Genomic DNA, 18,058 nt, shown 5'->3' on the forward strand with positions numbered 1-18,058 from the left:
GCCAGATTTCTCATGTTATGTCTGCAGCTCTGCGTTTTAGCCTGTTCGGACAGATTACTGAATTTTGGTATGGCAATAGCCGCAAGGATACCAATAACAACCACTACAACAAGCAGTTCTACAAGTGTAAACCCGCTCTGTTTCCTGGGAGTCATCATATTTCTCCCTTAGCGAATTCCAATGGGTCCATATCGGAATAGTAAATAAGGCTGTCGCCCGAGATGAGGAGCCAGCTTGAATCATCTTCAGCGGTATAAACGATATACTGTGAAGGGATTTCCATATCTCCGGGAATAATGGGTAGTTTTCCATTCAACCGGGAATATTCATGTATATCGCTGGCGATGGTATACATAAGATCTCGCAGTTCGAGTTCCTCTGATGAAATGCTGGTGTTGAAAGAACCGGAATTATCTGCCGGGAGAATCAGTATCACGATCATAACAACAGCGAATATCGATAGTATCCAGACGATTCCGGGAAGCTTTCGCTTTCTGGAACCATTGCCCCTGTCCAATGAATCGGTCGGGCTTGATATGTCAATATCCTTGTCGAGCTGTTCCGCTTCGGTCATATACACCACACCTCCTTAAAAGGAACATATTGCATTACATGTACCGGAGTCAAAAGACGTTTTTATCCTTATTTCAGGACCACAACGCTCTTCGGTTAACAATCTCTGAATTCGCTCTATCAGTTTTCAAATTCAGTAATTACAGTTATGTTTCATAGGTATAACCAGTAATGCTATTTGAAGGAGTGCTTTGGGAAAAAGAATTGTGATCTCATCTGATTGCAGAAAACTCGGTAAAACACTTGTTGCCGAAAGCCTCATAAAAGAACTTACGGCATCAGGATTAACAGTTGCCTGTATCAAACTGTCGCATGGGGGGCATGGTCCTGCGGGTATCACTTATAGCCCGGGACCTCCAGGTACAGATACCTTCCGTTACAGCACAGCTGGCGCCTTAAAGGTTATGTTCTTCAAATATTCAGAAATTGACGAACTTGAGAACTCTATTGATATATTATCGTTCAATACGGATATTATCATCTTCGAGAGCAACTCGGTTCTTAATTTGTTCGATCCTGATTTTCATATTCATATAAGTTCAGAGTCCGGGCAGAAACGGTCTGCGGAAGGGCTCGAGCTGAAGGCTGATCTCACATTGGAAGGACCAGTTTCAGTCGGGAATGCAGAAAGAACCGCCCGGCTCGTTTCAGGATTGATGGGAATTGGAAAGGATTCTCCAATCACAATCGGCGGTAAGCTTTGGTTGAACCTTCATGGAAAACCGCTTTTCGGCGAGGGGCGAATGGATCTTCTGAAAGCTGTCCGTGAGACCGGTTCGATACTCCAGGCCGCGAAGAAAACCGGAATTCAATACAAAAGAGCCTGGATACTGCTGCATGACGCGGAACAGCGGCTTGGCGCGAAACTGCTGAAGAGCGGCAGGGGTGGAGCCGGAGGCGGAGGAACCAGTATTACTCCTCTTGCTGAGACTCTGTTGAACATCTGGAATTTAGGGGGACGTACCACACTTCTTCAACCAGCTGGACCGGATAACCGCGAATAGTTATTATATCATAATTAAATATACGTATTATCTTATAATCATTCAATAATTACTTTTTGCGGATTATTTAGCATTGCTTATTTTCACATGTTTACTAAATGCGGTACATTCCTGCTACTATAAACTCACCTGTTTGTTTCATAAAGGCGAACCGAGATGAGAAATGCCTGAAAGGTATTCCTCAAATTAACTTGAACTCTGATTGTTTTAGGATGACTAAAAATATATCACTATATAAACTAATACTTGACAAATTGTAAAGACATTTTTATATATTGTAGTAATTAATTTATAATTGAAAGGAGTTGTCATGAGCGAAGAACAGAGAGAGATTCTTCAGATGGTGTCCGATGGGAAGATTAGCGCAGACGATGGCGCAAAACTTCTGGAAGCACTTGAGAAAGGTAACCAGAAGAGAAGAGAAACAGAATCACCGGCCAGGAGGGTCAAGGAAAGGAAGCGCTTGATACGTGAGCAAAAAAAAATGGCACATATAACTGGTCTTGACGGATTGCGTGATATAGGCCGTATGGTACGCGGCATCGTAAAAGATTCCGTATCTGGTATTGATGATGAATTTGAGGAAATGGACGAAGATGTGTTCGAAGATGCCGGACTTCTCGAAGGTTCCCTTGAACTGGAGGAGGGCACAGAACTTGTTCTGAAACGACCTGTTCACAGGCGCAGCAGGACTAAAGGGGGCAATCTGATTCTGAATGGGGTAAAAGGTTCGACTCTTGAAGTCACCGGAGAGAATACTCCAGACATACATATGTATCGGGATAATGAAACGGTTTATCTAAAATGGGATAAGGATGATCTGTCACTTAACATACCTGAAACAGTGAAAGGTATCAGGGCGAGCATAACGGGTGGGGACATTACAATGAACAGTATATCTGCAGTAGCAGATATTAAAACGATGGGTGGCAATATCAACCTGTCTGAAGCTTCAAGAGCTTTCAGAGCGAAAACGATGGGAGGAAATATTCTGATCAAACTGACTGACGACTGGGATGAAGATTCAAAAGTTACAACAATGGGCGGGAACATAACACTGAGCATATGTGAAAGTACAAAGGCTGAAATATCAGCTAAGACAATGGGAGGTGAAATATCCGTTCAAGAAGGTATATCCGGATTGACCGAGTCTGGACATCCAGGTTCTTCCAGAGTTAATATAGACCTGGCAGACGGAGAAGAATCCCCCGAACTTAGAATCAAGACAATGGGAGGCAATATCTCAATTTCCAGGTCCGGAAAAGAATCTGTTGAAGAAAAAGACGGAGAAGAAGAACAGAAGGATAATGAGAAATGAGAGTAAAATGAGTGACAGTTCCATTCCACCTAAATGTCCAAGCTGCGGAGACAGACTCATCGTTGTTAAACTTCAGTGCGGTTCTTGCGGTACAGAGGTTAACGGAGAGTACGATTTGTGCCCGGTGTGTACACTTGAGGGGAAAAACAGGGAATTATTTGACCTGTTCATGGAATCAAGAGGGAATCTCAAGGAAGTACAGAGGAAACTGGGCGTATCTTATCCAACTGTAAGACTGAGAATAGACAGCATGTTCAGTGAACTGAAGGGAGAAAAGTCTCCACAGAACCCCTCTGATGTTCTCAAGAGGCTCAGCGATGGAGAAATAGACGTAGAGACTGCATCAAGACTTATAGCCGGTGATTAAGATCGGATTCTGATCTTCTCATTCGTTATCCAGCACCTCACGCACTTTAGAAGTCAGGTCGTGTATGGTGAAGGGTTTTTGGATGAAATTTACACCCTCGTCCAATACACGCCGGTGGGCAATGACGTTAGCCGTATAGCCGGACATGAACAGACACTTTATATTCGGGTAATTAGATAAAAGGCCTTTTGCTAGATTCCTGCCATTCATCTCGGGCATTACCACATCAGTCATGAGTAGATGAATCTCGCTTTCATATTTCACGGCCATACGGATGGCCTCGCTAGGCATGGTAGCGGGCAGTACGGTGTATCCCTGAGTTTCCAGCATCGTTGTTGCCATTTCCAGAATTGCTGGCTCATCCTCCACCAGCAGGATGGTTTCGTGGCCATACTTCAATGGTTCCGTCGGACCTTCCTTTTGCATTTGAGCTGCTTTTCCATTGTATCGAGGCAAGTAGATATTGAAGGTTGTTCCTTCCCCAGATTCGCTGTAGACGTTGATGAAACCGTTGTTCTGCTTGACTATGCCGTAGACAGTAGCCAGCCCAAGGCCTGTACCCCGACCAACTTCTTTAGTTGTGAAAAATGGTTCGAAGAGATTTTCCAGAATCTCTTTGTCCATGCCGCAACCATCGTCACTAACAGCAAGAAGAACATACTCGCCGGGGATAGATTCAGGATATTCCCTGCGATGGGACTCTTTGAAAAGAACGTTTCTTGTTTCGATAGTCATCTTGCCTACGCCTGCGATGGCATCCCGGCCATTGACGCACAGATTGGCAAGAATCTGATCAACCTGTGCCGGATCCATCATAATCGGCCATAGATCCGTACACGGCAGCCATGAGAGATTTATATCCTCGCCAATAAGCCGCAGGAGCATTTTAAGCATTCCTTCTACGGTCTCATTAAGTTCAAGTACTTTAGGCGATACAGTCTGTCTACGGGCAAAGGCCAGTAATTGCCGTGTAAGGTTGGCGGAGCGGTCTGCGGCCTTATGGATCTCCTGAAGTGCGGCATAGATCGGTTGGTCTGGGGATATCTTGCTCTGAAGCATTTCCGTGTAACCGAGAATTACTCCGAGCATGTTGTTGAAATCGTGAGCCACTCCACCCGCCAGACGGCCAACAGACTCCATCTTCTGAGACTGACGGTATTGATCTTCGATCCGAGCCTTTTCCTCTTCAGCATGCTTAAGCTCGGTGATGTCAACAATGATTCCTCTTAAACCAACGGGTTTATTATCTTTGAGAATCGCACTTGAGTATATTACAATTGGAAATGTGCTTTCATCCTTTCTCAGGGCAGTATACTCTGTATTTTCAACGTCTTTTCCATGCAACGAATTCAGTATGTTCTCTTTTGCTTTTTCTCTGTCGGACGGAATTAGTGTCTGCAGAACATTAATTCCTTTTTCATAGTCCTCTTGAGAGTATCCAAATGAAACAAATGCCTGTTTATTCACAAAATTCAGATTTCCATCAGTATCAATCTCGAAGACAATTTGCGGTAAAAGATTTGTCATATCTCTGAAATTCTGTTCGCTTTCGCGTAATTTTTCTTCCGTGTTCTTTCTTCTTGTGATATCGAGAAATTGAGATAACAGATATTTTGGCTTATTCTCTTCATCCTTAATGAGCGAACAAACCATCTCTGATGGAAATATGGATGTGTCTTTTCGTCTTACAGGAACTTCTCCCCTCCATTTACCTTCAGATAGAACAGTTGGAATAATTATTTCTTTTAATTGTTTTACGCCTTCTTCATTGCTGAATGAAAAGAACGATTCCCCAATTAATAGACTATCATCCTCAAAACCGCCAAGTGTAAGAAGTCCCCGGTTTACGTATTCTAGCTTTCCCTGCATATCTGTCATCACAATCGCTTCCGGAGTTGTTTCCACAACTTTTGATAGCTTTCGTATTTCTTCTTCTGCTATCTTTTTCTCAGTAACATTTCTTGCAATCTTAAGGATAGTGGTTATCTTTCCCTGGGAATCCTTTATTGGTACTCCAACGTCGTCCCAGTAGCTTTCGCCAGCACCGGCCATTGATTGAAGATGGACAATTCCCCTTTCAATTTTTCCTGTATTAAGCGTTTTAACAATCGGACAGCCTGGGCATATGCTATTTCTGCCCGGAAGTGCCTTGTAGCAAAACTGACCTATTGCATCCGGTTTCATTTCAAGAGTTGCTTTATTCGCCCACAAAATCGTTAGATTTGTATCTAGTTGTAGTACTATATCCGGCATACTATTAAGGATAGTACGTAATTTTTCTTCGCTCTCACGTAATGCCTTTTCTGCCTCCTTGCGTTCGGTGATATCATATCCAATAACAACAATACCCTTTCGACTGCCATCAGAATGAAAAATTGGAACTTTAATTACATCGTAGTCTCGAACCGTACCGTCAGACTGATAAATACTCTCTTCTTGCATAAAAAGACGTTTCTCATTCCATGCCTTTGAATCGGATTCTTTGCATGTAAGGAATGCACCTTGAAGACGATTATTGAGTTCAGCCAGTTCGGAATCTGTTTTTCCCTGATAGTCCATACCCTCAAGCTGGAAAATACGAATGCCGGCATCGTTGACCTTGAGCCAGCGTCCATCTCCATCCTTAAAACATATGAAGCCCGGCATGGCATCAATCAGAGTGTGCAGTTGTTCCTCGCTTTCCCGCAGCGTTTCTTCCACCTTTTTACGGTCAGAGATGTTTCTGGAAATGGTTATCACAGCTATTGTTCTGCCCATCGCGTCTTTTACAGGTGAAGATTGATCTAGAAACCAAAGTATCTCACCCTGGCAGTCAAATTTCGTTTCTTCGTTTACAACTAACCCTGTAGAAATCGTGCGGCTCAGTCTATTCATCAATTGTGCTGCGACTTCCGGTGTATGGAAATCGTAAGGGGTTTTGCCCAACAGGTTTTCTTGTTTGAATCCATAAACGGCTGGGGAATTGTAGTAAAGATATTTTCCTGTTAGATCTTGCATGATGATTATATCCGTGGTGTTTTCGATAAGCAATTTAAAATGTTCTATGCTCTTCTGTAATACATTTTCCGTCTGTTTATACTCAGTAATATCGTAGACAGCCTCAATTGCGCCGATGATATCACCATTCTCATTTCTGTTAGGTGTTGCCTTAACCAGCCATGAACCTTGACTATCAGGCCAGTGTTTTTGATTTTTGGGAGTCAGCTCAGCTTTGCAGGGTTTTCCAGTTTCAATTGCTTTTTTCACGGGGCAGTTTCGGCAAGGTTCGTCAAGCCCCCAGATTAAGTGACATTCCTTACCTTCAATTTCCTGCAGAGACAATCCCGTGGCTTCCTGATATGCCTTATTAGCCCAGATGATATTTCGATTCATATTGTGAATTGCGATGATTACAGGAGCGTTATCAAGCATATCCGCTTTTTGGTTATTCTGGATAGGGTTTTCCGCCATGTATCACCTTAGGTTATTACTGAAACTTAATCACCAAAGAAGAGGTTTGGATAAGGTGCAGTGATTACAAATCATTCTGTTATCATTCCTTTTGAATATGTAACAATTCATCTTCTGAGTAAAACTCTATTAGGATTATTCATAAAACAACTGATTGTCATGCTTGACGAGTTGAACTGTATACCGGTGTACGTCTGCCTACTGCTGCAGATTGATAATTTCTTGAAGAATCTGTAAAAATGCCTTATAGTTGATTCATTCAACTTGGCGCTGGATCGAAATTCGTATAGAATAAATGTAGCAGGAAATTTGTGAGGTAGAATATGTTTCTGGCTGAAGCGAACCGAGACAGCATCGTTGAAGCTGTTTCACGGCTTGATACGAAAGCCGATGAAGTGGTCATGATTCTTATCGGGGAAGACAGTATACCTGACATCGATGGTCTTGCAGACGACTTGAATGAGAAGGAGATATGCTTTTTCGGCGGGATCTTTCCCGGTATCATTCATGGCGAGATGCAATTCACCAAAGGAGCAGTCATCCGTAAAATGCCCGGAATAGGGAGACCGGCTGTTGTAAGTATAAAGGAACCGGATTTCATAAAAATTCCTGATTTTGAAGGATTTCAGAATATAGAATCAGGCGCTAAATACACTACTATTATTCTGATCGACGGGATGGCTCCTAATATTGGTTTATTCCTGTCGAAGATGCTGGATAAGCTGGGAAATTCCGTTAATTACTTCGGTGGAGGAGCAGGCTACCAGAGCATGAAGAAGGACTTCTGCCTTTTTTCATCTGAGGGATTTTTCAATAACGCAGCGATAGTTGTTCTTGTGAAACTTGAGAGTTCTCTTGGCGTCCGTCATGGCTGGAAGAAAATGTTTGGTCCGTTTGTTGCGACGAGAACAGATCGAAACCTGATCAGTGAATTCAACTGGGAAAATGCTTTCGAAGTGTACCGTAAGGCTATTGAAAACGATTCGGGCAGGAAGTTTTCTGAAAATAATTTCTACGATATAGCAAAAGAATACCCTCTTGGATTATTCAGAGAGGGCTGTGAAAATATAGGGCGCGCTACAGTCGCGCTGACCGATGATGGCGACATTATCTGTGGAGGGGAAGTGCAGGGCAATGCGGTAGTCGATATTCTAGGCGGGAAGAAAGAATCTCTGATCAAGGCAGCTCAGATGGCTGCGGAAGATTGCCGCGTACCTGAAGGCCGAAGGATTTGTCACTATCTTATCTCTGACTGCATATCCAGAGCGCTTCTTCTTGAGAATGACTATCCTGAGGAACTCAAGGCAATAATTGGTGGAATTCAGTCTGCTGATAGTGAGGAAATTCCTGAAGGAGTCCTGACACTGGGAGAGATTTCATCCTTAGGAGAGCGATATCTTGAATATCTGAATCTTACAACGGTTGTAATGGTTCTGTATGAGTAAGGACTGCGTGGATTCCGGAAAGACTATTCAGGAGATTTCTCTTCTATACGAACTGTCACTTTCAATTGGCACTTCAATCAATGTGAGAGAAAACTGCATCGGGTTTCTCAAAGCACTTATGCTGAGAAAGAATCTGGGGTTCGTATCCGTCTGGATCAGAAATGTTTTCCTGACTCCCAAGAATGATTCTGATGAAGTTTCTCTCACATATGCTTATCCTGAGTTCAAGGTAAAGGATACTCATCTTTCGATTAACAACCCGCTTTTTGAAGCACTAAGAACTGGCGAAATTGTAAGTGTAACCTCTTCTGAGGCAGCTTTTCAGAATTTGGTTACTGAAAGCGGAATGAACAAGGGAATGTTTACGATATTTCCTCTGAATGAAATAGGCATTCTCAAACTATACTCAATATCCAGAGAAGAACCTTTTGGAAAAAGAGAAATCAACCTGCTTAGAAGTGTTGTTTCAAAATTCGCTTTATCGTTAGCGGGCTGTCTTTCACACGATATGCTCATGCGTGAAATACTTGAACGGAAAAAGGCGGAGAACGCACTCAGGGAAAGCGAACAACGTTACCGTAGTCTTTTCAGTTCAGCAAGGGACGCGATATTCATAATGAAGGATTATAGAATTGTGGATTGTAATCCAGTGACTCTGACAATGTTCGGTTGCACGCGAGAGCAAATCATTGGAAAATCACCTTACCGTTTTTCTCCTAAACTCCAACCTGACGGTAAAAAATCCCGTTTCCTGGGAGAAAGAAGAGCTTTAAAAGCGCTCAAGGATACTCCCCAGCTTTTCGAATGGCTTCATTGTAGATTTGACGGAACTCCGTTTTATGCTGAGGTGGCTTTGAACAGGGTGTCTATCGCTGAAGAAAACTTCCTCCAGTCAGTTGTTCGAGACATATCGGATCGTAGAAGGGCGGAGGAGGAGCGCCTTGAATTCGAGAAGAGTGTTCAGCATGCACAGAAGCTGGAGAGCCTTGGCGTGCTTGCTGGCGGCATTGCTCATGACTTCAACAATCTGCTGGTTGGAATTCTTGGAAACGCTGATCTTGCACTTAGAGGTCTTTCTCCGTCTTCTTCAACGCATGCAAACATCATGCAAATCGAGAAAGCATAGCAGACAGATGCTGGCGTATTCGGGAAAAGGGAAATTCATAATAGAAACTCTGAGTCTTAACAATGTTGTTGAAGAAATGGCTTATCTTCTCAAAACATCAATATCAAAGAATATAGTTCTGAATTACAACCTTGCTGAAAAGCTGCCGCCAATCAAAGCCGACATTTCACAGGTCAGCCAGATAGTCATGAATCTCATCACAAACGCTTCAGAAGCAATTGGCGAAAAGAGTGGTATTATCAGGCTTGCTTCAGGGGTAATGGAATTTGACGGCTCAGGAATGAATGAAGAATACATCACGCAGGAAAAGCTGGAAGGTACGTATGTATTCATCGAAGTATCGGATACAGGTTGCGGAATGAGTAAAGAAACAATCGTCAGCATGTTTGATCCATTCTTTACCACAAAATTCTTCGGCAGGGGGCTGGGTCTTGCCGCTGTGATAGGAATCGTCAGGGGGCACGGGGGTGCTATCAGAGTCTCAAGCGACCCGGGAAAGGGGTCAACAATAACGATAGCGTTCCCGGCATCTAAGGATTCTTCAGATTCAGCGCCTGGGGAATTGCGAAATGGTAGCAAACTGATTGGTAATGGAACCATACTTCTTGTTGATGATGACGAAACTGTTCTTGCAGTTGGCAGAGAGATGCTGGAAATACTGGGTTTTTCAGTGCTGACTGCTACTGGAGGGAATAAAGCTCTTGATTTGTTTACAGAGAAACAGGAACAAATTGTCTGTATCATTCTTGACCTCACGATGCCGCATATGGATGGAAAAGAAACCTGCCTGAAGCTCAGGGAAATGAATTCCACTATTCCTGTTATAATATCGAGTGGTTACAGTAAAACTGATGTTGAAAAACAGTTCATCGGAAATACTATCTCAGATTTCCTTTCTAAACCATATCGTATGTCTGATCTTCTTGATAAGCTTAGCAGTGTTCTTGATGTGGAAAACAATCTTGGTCTGTAGAAGCTGGATTCGATTATTCTGAATTTAGGTTGACACACTCAGAATTGTCTTACATAATTTGCATATATTATATAAATACATTAACTTAGGAAATTAGGAAAATCTATGAAATCTGAAGATTGCAAGATAATGGATTCAGAATGCCATTTGAACAGAATTGAAAACTGGCACAACAATTTCGAGTCTGATATTTCATTAATGATTGAAACCCTGAAAAAACTGAATGCCAGTTCAATTGAAGCTACAGAGGAATGCAGCAGACATTATACGAACACTATTGAGCTAACAAAAGCAAAATCCAGTTTCACCTTTGAAGTATCTCATGAATTAAAAGCACCATTAGCCTCTGTATATAATATTATTAACGTAATATTAGATGGATACCTTGATGGAGATATTAATAAGCAAAAAGAATATCTCAATAGAGCAAAATTGCGGATAAAAAGCATTATAGATCTTTTAAATGATCTATTAGTGTTTTCTCGTCTTGAGGAAAGAGCAAATGAACTCGAAAAGGAAGAGTTCAATATTGCAGAATTATTTGCTTCAATTATAGAAGAAATGACTGAATATGCCGATAGTCGTAGTATCGAAATTAATTGGAATCTTTGTGATGATTGCCCCCTTATCTACGGCAACGCAGAGCTTATCAGGAGAGTGTTTACCAATATAATTCATAATGCTGTTAAATACAGCAGACACGGTAACAAGGTTGAGGTTACGGGGAAAATAGATGAAAATCGTTTCCTATTGAGAGTGGAGGATCATGGTATTGGTATTAAAGAAGAAGAAACGCAGAAAATATTCGATATCTTTTATCGTGGCGAGAATACCAGACGTGATTCAAAAAGGGAAGGCATAGGTCTTGGTCTTTCACTAGTCAGGAGAATAGTTGATGCTCACGGAGGCTGTATTAAGCTAAAAAGCAAATTGCAGGAAGGAACTACAGTAGAAGTACGTTTTCCTGAATTCCAGAAGGAGGAAAAGTAATGCCCAAAGAAGTACTTATTGTGGATGATGATTTTGATTTTGTAGAAACCACTGAAATAGTTCTGAAGAGCAATGGTTACGAAACACGGACTGCCCATGACGGTGAAGAAGCGCTTAAAAAAGTTATGGAAAAAGTTCCAGATATCATTCTGCTGGATATCATGATGAAAACCAAGGGTGACGGGATATGGGCAAGCGAGCAAATCAGATCGAAGGAGAATGCAAAGGATATTCCAATAATTATGATAACCGCTGTAAATCAGGATGCAGATATGTTGAAATTTCACTTTGAGAAGGACGTGGGGACGGATTCGAGTTACATACCGGTAAACGTTTTTATGGAAAAGCCTATTGAAATTAAAGATCTGCTTGCAGAGATTAAAAAACTTATTGGAACTTCATAGTCTGTATATCCGGAGAGTTTCAACGTAACAGTGTTCATACTCCCCACAAAGGGCTCAGATTCATGTTTATACATGTATCCATCTGGCATTGCGAAAAATAAGGGAGACATTAATGAGAAGGACAGCAATTGGATTCATAGGAATAATTCTGCCGGTACTGATTTCATGTGAAACTATGGAACATAGACCAACTCTACTTGATTCGATGCCTGCAGGATATGATGTATACCTGACCTTCAATCCTGAGGAAATAGGGATGGAGGAGGTTCTTTCTGATCTGACGGACGAAATCTCTCCATTAAGAGAAAATCTGGTGGAAGTTGAAGATATCCTCGGATTTACTCCACTCGACTGGAACGGATGGGTAGATGCGCTGGCACTGGATCCCGAAGGAGAGATCGGGCTGATTATCGATTTTAACAGGAATGATGTCGTTCTCATCGCCATATACATGTCTTCCAGCAATACAGCTGTTGTCGAGCAGTATTTCATTCGAATTACAGAACATGCTGACGATTCCGAGATCCTTATCACGGAGTCAGGTGGGTATACCATTGCAGTCATTGCTCATTCGAGTACAGTTCTTGAGCAGTTCGAGGAATCACTTGGTATCGGTATCGATTCCGATGAGAGTTTCAACCGTTTCCGGGAAAAATCATCGTCCGATCTCGCAGCAGCGGAATTGTTTGTCAGACTGGGTGAATTTTCCGGACAGGATGATATAGAAAGCCTGCTCATTACCTGCTCTACAGATGAGACGATATTGAAATTGAACCTGCTTGTCCTGATAACAGGAGATGACGCCATCAGGTACTCTTCTATCATTGCGTCAGAGCCGAACGGGGATGATGTAAATATTCCCTCCGATATCAGCGGAGCACTGAGGATTAGTTTCGACATGGAGACCTTGAGAAGTATCATCCTGTCTGAGGGTTTGAACCGGGAGTTCGAACCCGGTATGGAAATGTTCGGATTCGGTTCCGTGGAAGAACTTCTTGATGCATTCTCGGGTGATACGTATTTCGCGCTCAATCTCGAAAACGATGAGTACGCGGGGGTTCTTGAATATGGGCTGACCGCTACAGATGCTGTTGATCAGATGCTGAGCAAAATATACAGTCTGTTCATGATGTCAGGAGGATATGACCTCAGCTCGTTCGATTTTCAGGGAAGCACGTGTTACGGGATCAAAGGATACCTTGCAGATGGAATAGACGCTACAGAATTCGGTGTATTTGATGACATGTTTGTAATAGCGTGCGGATTTACACTTCAGGATGTAGCCGAAGGGATAAGCTTCGAAAATTACATCGCTTCTTCCGGATTGCGCATGGAGAACAGCGGCGGTCTTATGCTGGTTGCGGATATGGAACCAATCGCTGCGATTATGGGTCTTAACAGTCAGCTGAATCAGGAGATTGACTTTGGAAACATCGGATACATTGTTCTATCTGCCGGCGTGAATGATGGACTGCTCGTGATGAACGCGGCTCTGGATACCGGGGAAGAAAATCCATTTCTCATCATTTCAGATGTGTTGATTTCGGCTGGATCAAGAATGCTGCTTCCTGAGCCGGGTCATTCGACTCAGCAGGATACTTTATCAATGAAGGCTGATCCTCCATTTTAATCTGCAAATTATTTGAAGAAAGCTTTCAGTTTTTTATCCGCCGGACATCAGATGGATTATGTCTACAGTTGCTTCATCGGGAATTTCCGTGGAATCGTATTTGTTTCTGGGTATGAATTTGCCGTTTATTCGAGCTATAAGGAGAGGGAAAAGGTAGTTCATTTCCTGTATGACATCGTAGACGGTTTTACCTTCGTACCAGTCCAGTGTAATTCCATTGACAGTTATCATGATTGTTGAACAAGGCGGGAACGTAATCCGTTCCCGCCCGTTATTCGATTATCCTCCGTGCTTCTTGACAAGCTCGATTACATCTGTGAAGTCCACCCCGAGTTCCATGAGTTTGGCAACTGTCGGAACGCCGTCGTTCGTCCAGCCTCTGCGCTTGTATACCGCGTCCAGAAGTTGTTCGTACTGCGCTTCTCTATGGTTACGCGTAAGAGCAACCTTTTCTTCGGAGGACATTCCGGAAGGATCGATACCCACATCTTCTCGAAGCTGAGTATCGTACCTTTCCTGACGGGATTCGTATTCCTCAACTGTTACGGGACCGGCGGACCTGTAAGGTATTGCATCATGTTCACGTCTGCCGAAGCCCATTTTCAGATTGAATACACGCTGGAAATTGTAGACTTTCTCGGACATCCTTACCAGGCTGTCCATAGTCTGGGGTTTTCCGGTGACGCCTTCGAAAAACTCGCAGTACCCCTGAACGTGTGCGGGAACTTTTGCAGGTTCATCCGTTTCGGCGTTGTCCGCAGGTTCAACATCGTTCCACGGGAGCTTGCATAACCCGCAGAGGCCGAACCAGGTTCTCCACATGGGGAAGTAGTGAAGGGCTTCCGCCTTATCTTCAAAGGTTGGTATCTGCTTGTTGACCATGTCCATGAAGATGAGCCATGCTTCGTCATGCTGGGCGCCTTTTAAGGCTATTCCGTAACCGCCCTGCTGGGCAAGGGATTCTTTGGTGACGTATTCCGAGTATTCCATGCCCTTGGCTTCCATGCCTATGTCAAATACGAAGCCCGGATCAGCCCCGAAATAGTTTACGAAGTACTTTTTCATATATCGAATGCCCTTGCCGGCTATAAGGCCGAAGCCTTCTCCGCGGCCTATCTGGTGGAGCAGTTCAAGTGCCGCATCCTTGGCGCCGAAGGGGATTTCAAGCCCCCCGGTTTTCTCCTTATCAAGAACGCCTGCTTCGTAACATTCCATGACAAAGGATGTTCCCGTTGAAAAGGAGATCGTATCGAGTCCGTACGTATCGCAGTAGAAGTTGTACTCGGCCACGAAATAGGGATCGAATATGCCCATGTTGGATGAACCGCCAAGTGTTTCGTACTCCGGACCGTCAACAAGTACTTTCTCACCCTTGTAAGGACCGGTTTTCAATTCAAAGTTCTCGATAGCCTTGGCGCAGGCCATTGTGCATCCAAGCCAGCATCCATCAGGTTTGCCTTTTGTGAAGTATTTTCTGAAAATGTCAGAGCTGATCTTCGGAGTATCTTCATGCTTTCCATAGCGGTAGTTCATGACAGGGAGGAGATCGTAGGCATCCATTATCTCAACGAGGTGGGCTGTTCCCACTCCGCGCATATCGCATTGTTCCTCGTCGTACTTGATCATCTCCTCGGTTATTCTCATACCGGCTTTTCTTATCATTTCGGCGTCGTACGGCTGGTTGGGATCATCCACCATGGTTATTGCCCCGGTGGGACAAATTTCAGCGCAGGCACCGCACCCAACGCAATGAGGTTGCTCGGAATCGTATGGCATTCGCACAGCCCTCTCAGCGCCCCTGTTCGTGAAGTTAATGATATTTTCCCAGATGCCCTGTTCGCAGACTCTCATACAGAGACCGCAGAGAATACAGGCGTTGGGATTCAGGTCGACAGCGGGATGCTGATAACGTGCTTTTTCGACACCGGCATTCTTTGCGAGATCTTTGATGACCTGTACATTGGGCCACCTTGAAAGCATCATCTCCAGAGTGATTTTCCTGTTCCTGAGCACCTTCTCCGATGAAGTATATACCCTGATGGGTCTTCTAACCGGATAATTACATGAAGTAACGAGTTTCGTTTTTCTTCCGTCATCAACTTCCACGATGCAGAGCCTGCATGCCGCATACGGCTCCACCAGCTCACTGTTGCAGAGAGCCGGGATGAAGATATCGATTACTCTGGCGGCTTCAAGAATGGTAGTATCTTTCTCAACCGAGACTGATTTCCCGTCAATTTCGATTGTTATCATATTTTTGTCAGCCATTACAGAACCTCCACCGCGTTGAAGTTGCATACTTCTTTGCATACTCCGCAGCGTATACATTTCTCCTGGTCTATCACATGTGGCTCCTTCAGGCTGCCCTCGATTGCGTCTACAGGGCAGTTTCGGGCGCAAATAGTACAGCCTGTACAGTTCTCCGGGTTAATGCGGAACTCGATAAGCGCCTTGCACTTGAGCGCTCCGCATTTTCCGTCCCTGATATGTTCTTCATATTCATCACGAAAGTACTCGATGGTGCTGAGAACAGGATTGGCCGCGGTCTGACCCAGCGCGCACAGGCTGGTTTCGCACATATTCTGTCCATATTCCTCGAGAAGTTCGATGTCACCCTGGCGGCCATCTCCGCTGATAATTCTCTGCAGAATGGTTCCAAGCGCGACAAGCCCTTCTCTGCAGGGCGTACACTTGCCGCAGGACTCATCCTTGAGAAAATCAACGAAGTACTTTGCTATCTGGATCATACATGTCTCATCGTCCATGACAACCATACCGCCCGATCCCATCATGGAGCCTGCATCGGTGAGGGTGTCGAAATCAACAGGAAGGTCAAGTTTGTCAGCGGGAAGAACTCCTCCGGAGGGACCTCCGGTCTGAACAGCCTTGAATTTCCTTCCACCTGGTATGCCTCCACCGATATCGAAGATGATTTCTCTGAGAGTAATACCCATGGGAATCTCGACTAACCCGGCTTTCTTTATATCCCCGACAAGTGAGAAAACCTTCGTGCCGGATGAGCCATTCCATGGATTCTCGGAGACATCTCCGGTTCCTATGGATGCGAACCATTTTGCTCCCTTTGTAATGATTCTCGGAATGTTAGCCAGGGTCTCGACGTTATTGAGGACTGTTGGACGTCCCTTATAACCGGATTCAACAGTATGAATGTACTTCGCCCTGGGTTCACCCGGCATACCGCTCATTGAGATCATGAGAGCGGATGATTCACCGCAGACAAATGCTCCTGCTCCGCGGTGAATGACGAGATCGAAAGAGAAATCAGTTCCGAGTATACCCTTTCCAAGCAGGTTACTCTCGTGAGACTGCCGGATTGCATTCTCAAGGATTTCCATGGCGAGGGGGTACTCTTTTCTGATGTAGATATAACCCTCATCAGCCCCGATCGCGTATGCTCCGATGGCCATGCCCTCTATGATTGAATGAGGATCGGACTCCAGAATAGATCTGTCCATGTATGCACCAGGGTCTCCCTCATCCGCATTGCATACAATTACAGGGATACCTCCAGTCCGTTCAGAAGCGTTGACGCAGGAAGACCATTTCACTCCTGCCGGGAAGCCACCACCACCCCTTCCTCGAAGTCCCGATCTTGTTATTTCTGCGATGACTTCTGCGGGATCCATATTATCCAGTATACTGGCCAGCCCTTCGTAGGCCCCACTTGCAAGAGCATCATCAAGGCTTTCCGGATCGATGAGCCCTCGATTGACAAATACTACCGTTTGCTGTTTGAGGTAGAAGGGATCGTCATGGGTAATAGTCTGCAAATGGCATTCTTCAGCTGTTTTTACTCCTTTTATACAGTCAAACAGGTTATTGACTTTATCCTCGGTAACATTGAGGTACATAACCGGTTGCTCACCATTCCTGCTGACGGATACCATGGGCTCACAGCTGCAAAGGCCTGCGCAACCGCTGGATTTCAGATCAATGGACTGAACGTTTCCGGATGAAATAAAGGCTCTCACAGCCTGCAGCGTTCTACCTGCTCCAGCGGCTATTCCACAAGTGCCGAGATGGACAGTGAGGAATACTGCCGTATCACTTGATCCGCATGAGGATGATTCAAGAAGAGTGTTTAATTGGTCTATTGCATTTGTATTCATGATAACCCCCTCAGCTTTTGGAGTAACTGGAGATAAGGTTGCTTACCTGTGAAGGTTTGACCTCTGCAATAACCTCATTGCCAATCGTTATCACGGGAGCAATTCCACAGCAGCCAAGGCACCTGACTTCAGTAAGAGTGAATTTACCATCGTATGTCGTTTCTCCGCTTGAGATGCCAAGCTCCCTTTCAAGAGCAGCGAGAACGTCCGGAGCTCCTTTAACGTAGCACGCTGTTCCCATGCAGACCTGGATTTCTTTTTCGCCTCTTTGATCAAGGCTGAAAGCTCTGTAGAAGGTTGCTATGTGGAACAACTTGCCCCGTGGTTTTTCGGTTCTGTCGGCAATGTGCTCAAGAGCTTCCTTCGGGATATAACGGAATTCATCCTGAACATCCTGCATCATTTCGATAACGAAGTCAGGATCAGTATTCCATTTTTCAATAATCGCGTCCACAATTCTTATATCAATCATTGGATACCTCCCCCCGGGGATGAATCCTGCCAGGAAATTGTCCAGACGGGTCTTGTTTGGGGAGCTTTTACAATAAGCGCCTTAAGCCCCTTATTGCGGAATACGGTGCCTGTTCCACCCCTTCCAGCCTGTTTCAGCCTCATGGCTTTTCTTCTCCAGTCCCACCAGGAGAAATT

17 protein-coding genes are annotated in these 18,058 nt (G+C 44.3%); 9 read left to right on the forward strand and 8 right to left on the reverse strand.

Going from position 1 to position 18,058, the window contains the following annotated elements; translation table 11 throughout:
* The coding region (locus tag K8S15_00085; protein MCD4774430.1) for a prepilin-type N-terminal cleavage/methylation domain-containing protein at nucleotides 1-155 on the reverse strand (155 nt) is incomplete at its 3' end.
* Entirely contained in the window at nucleotides 155-574 is a 420-nt protein-coding gene (locus K8S15_00090; GenBank protein MCD4774431.1) for a hypothetical protein, read from the reverse strand. The genes K8S15_00085 and K8S15_00090, both read right to left, overlap by 1 nt.
* 190 nt (nucleotides 575-764) lie before the next feature.
* Here K8S15_00090 and K8S15_00095 point away from each other — a divergent pair, with 190 nt between their 5' ends.
* From K8S15_00095 to K8S15_00105, 3 genes are all read left to right on the forward strand, one after another.
* Nucleotides 765-1,577 (forward strand): molybdopterin-guanine dinucleotide biosynthesis protein MobB, encoded by an 813-nt coding sequence (locus K8S15_00095; protein MCD4774432.1) that lies wholly within the window; start codon nucleotides 765-767, stop codon nucleotides 1,575-1,577.
* 310 nt (nucleotides 1,578-1,887) lie between these two features.
* Complete coding sequence (locus K8S15_00100; GenBank protein ID MCD4774433.1) at nucleotides 1,888-2,895, forward strand: DUF4097 family beta strand repeat-containing protein; 1,008 nt, start codon at nucleotides 1,888-1,890, stop codon at nucleotides 2,893-2,895.
* Entirely contained in the window at nucleotides 2,885-3,262 is a 378-nt protein-coding gene (locus K8S15_00105) for a DUF2089 domain-containing protein (protein MCD4774434.1), read from the forward strand. The genes K8S15_00100 and K8S15_00105 overlap by 11 nt, the downstream gene beginning before the upstream one ends.
* 18 nt (nucleotides 3,263-3,280) lie before the next feature.
* Here the strand turns inward: K8S15_00105 and K8S15_00110 are convergent, their stop codons facing one another.
* A complete protein-coding gene (locus K8S15_00110; GenBank protein MCD4774435.1) occupies nucleotides 3,281-6,712 on the reverse strand; it encodes a PAS domain S-box protein in 3,432 nt (1,143 codons plus the stop codon).
* 323 nt (nucleotides 6,713-7,035) lie between these two features.
* Here K8S15_00110 and K8S15_00115 point away from each other — a divergent pair, with 323 nt between their 5' ends.
* From K8S15_00115 to K8S15_00140, 6 genes are all read left to right on the forward strand, one after another.
* Nucleotides 7,036-8,157: an FIST C-terminal domain-containing protein gene (locus tag K8S15_00115; GenBank protein ID MCD4774436.1), complete on the forward strand. Its 1,122-nt coding sequence runs from the start codon at nucleotides 7,036-7,038 to the stop codon at nucleotides 8,155-8,157.
* Complete coding sequence (locus tag K8S15_00120; protein ID MCD4774437.1) at nucleotides 8,150-9,283, forward strand: PAS domain S-box protein; 1,134 nt, start codon at nucleotides 8,150-8,152, stop codon at nucleotides 9,281-9,283. The genes K8S15_00115 and K8S15_00120 overlap by 8 nt, the downstream gene beginning before the upstream one ends.
* Nucleotides 9,284-9,290: 7 nt before the next feature.
* The gene (locus K8S15_00125) at nucleotides 9,291-10,256 is read left to right on the forward strand and encodes a response regulator (protein ID MCD4774438.1); all 966 of its coding nucleotides are present in this window, start codon (nucleotides 9,291-9,293) and stop codon (nucleotides 10,254-10,256) included.
* Nucleotides 10,257-10,361: 105 nt separating this feature from the next.
* Nucleotides 10,362-11,246 carry a HAMP domain-containing histidine kinase gene (locus K8S15_00130; GenBank protein MCD4774439.1) on the forward strand — a complete coding sequence of 295 codons (885 nt, stop codon included), beginning with the start codon at nucleotides 10,362-10,364 and terminating at the stop codon, nucleotides 11,244-11,246.
* A complete protein-coding gene (locus tag K8S15_00135) occupies nucleotides 11,246-11,650 on the forward strand; it encodes a response regulator (GenBank protein ID MCD4774440.1) in 405 nt (134 codons plus the stop codon). The genes K8S15_00130 and K8S15_00135 overlap by 1 nt, the downstream gene beginning before the upstream one ends.
* A 112-nt stretch (nucleotides 11,651-11,762) precedes the next feature.
* Entirely contained in the window at nucleotides 11,763-13,280 is a 1,518-nt protein-coding gene (locus K8S15_00140) for a hypothetical protein (protein MCD4774441.1), read from the forward strand.
* 33 nt (nucleotides 13,281-13,313) lie between these two features.
* Here the strand turns inward: K8S15_00140 and thiS are convergent, their stop codons facing one another.
* From thiS to K8S15_00165, 5 genes are all read right to left on the reverse strand, one after another.
* Nucleotides 13,314-13,511, reverse strand: a complete 198-nt coding sequence (gene thiS / locus K8S15_00145) for a sulfur carrier protein ThiS (GenBank protein ID MCD4774442.1) — start codon at nucleotides 13,509-13,511, stop codon at nucleotides 13,314-13,316.
* A 48-nt stretch (nucleotides 13,512-13,559) separates the two neighbouring features.
* Nucleotides 13,560-15,548: a (2Fe-2S)-binding protein gene (locus K8S15_00150; protein ID MCD4774443.1), complete on the reverse strand. Its 1,989-nt coding sequence runs from the start codon at nucleotides 15,546-15,548 to the stop codon at nucleotides 13,560-13,562.
* The gene (locus K8S15_00155) at nucleotides 15,548-17,410 is read right to left on the reverse strand and encodes a 4Fe-4S binding protein (protein MCD4774444.1); all 1,863 of its coding nucleotides are present in this window, start codon (nucleotides 17,408-17,410) and stop codon (nucleotides 15,548-15,550) included. The genes K8S15_00150 and K8S15_00155 overlap by 1 nt, the downstream gene beginning before the upstream one ends.
* A gap of 10 nt (nucleotides 17,411-17,420) precedes the next feature.
* Nucleotides 17,421-17,882, reverse strand: coding sequence for an NAD(P)H-dependent oxidoreductase subunit E (locus tag K8S15_00160; GenBank protein MCD4774445.1), 462 nt, complete (start codon nucleotides 17,880-17,882; stop codon nucleotides 17,421-17,423).
* The coding region (locus K8S15_00165) for a hypothetical protein (GenBank protein ID MCD4774446.1) at nucleotides 17,879-18,058 on the reverse strand (180 nt) is incomplete at its 5' end. The genes K8S15_00165 and K8S15_00160, both read right to left, overlap by 4 nt.

This window comes from Candidatus Aegiribacteria sp. (genome assembly GCA_021108005.1).
Taxonomy (GTDB): domain Bacteria; phylum Fermentibacterota; class Fermentibacteria; order Fermentibacterales; family JCC-6; genus Aegiribacteria.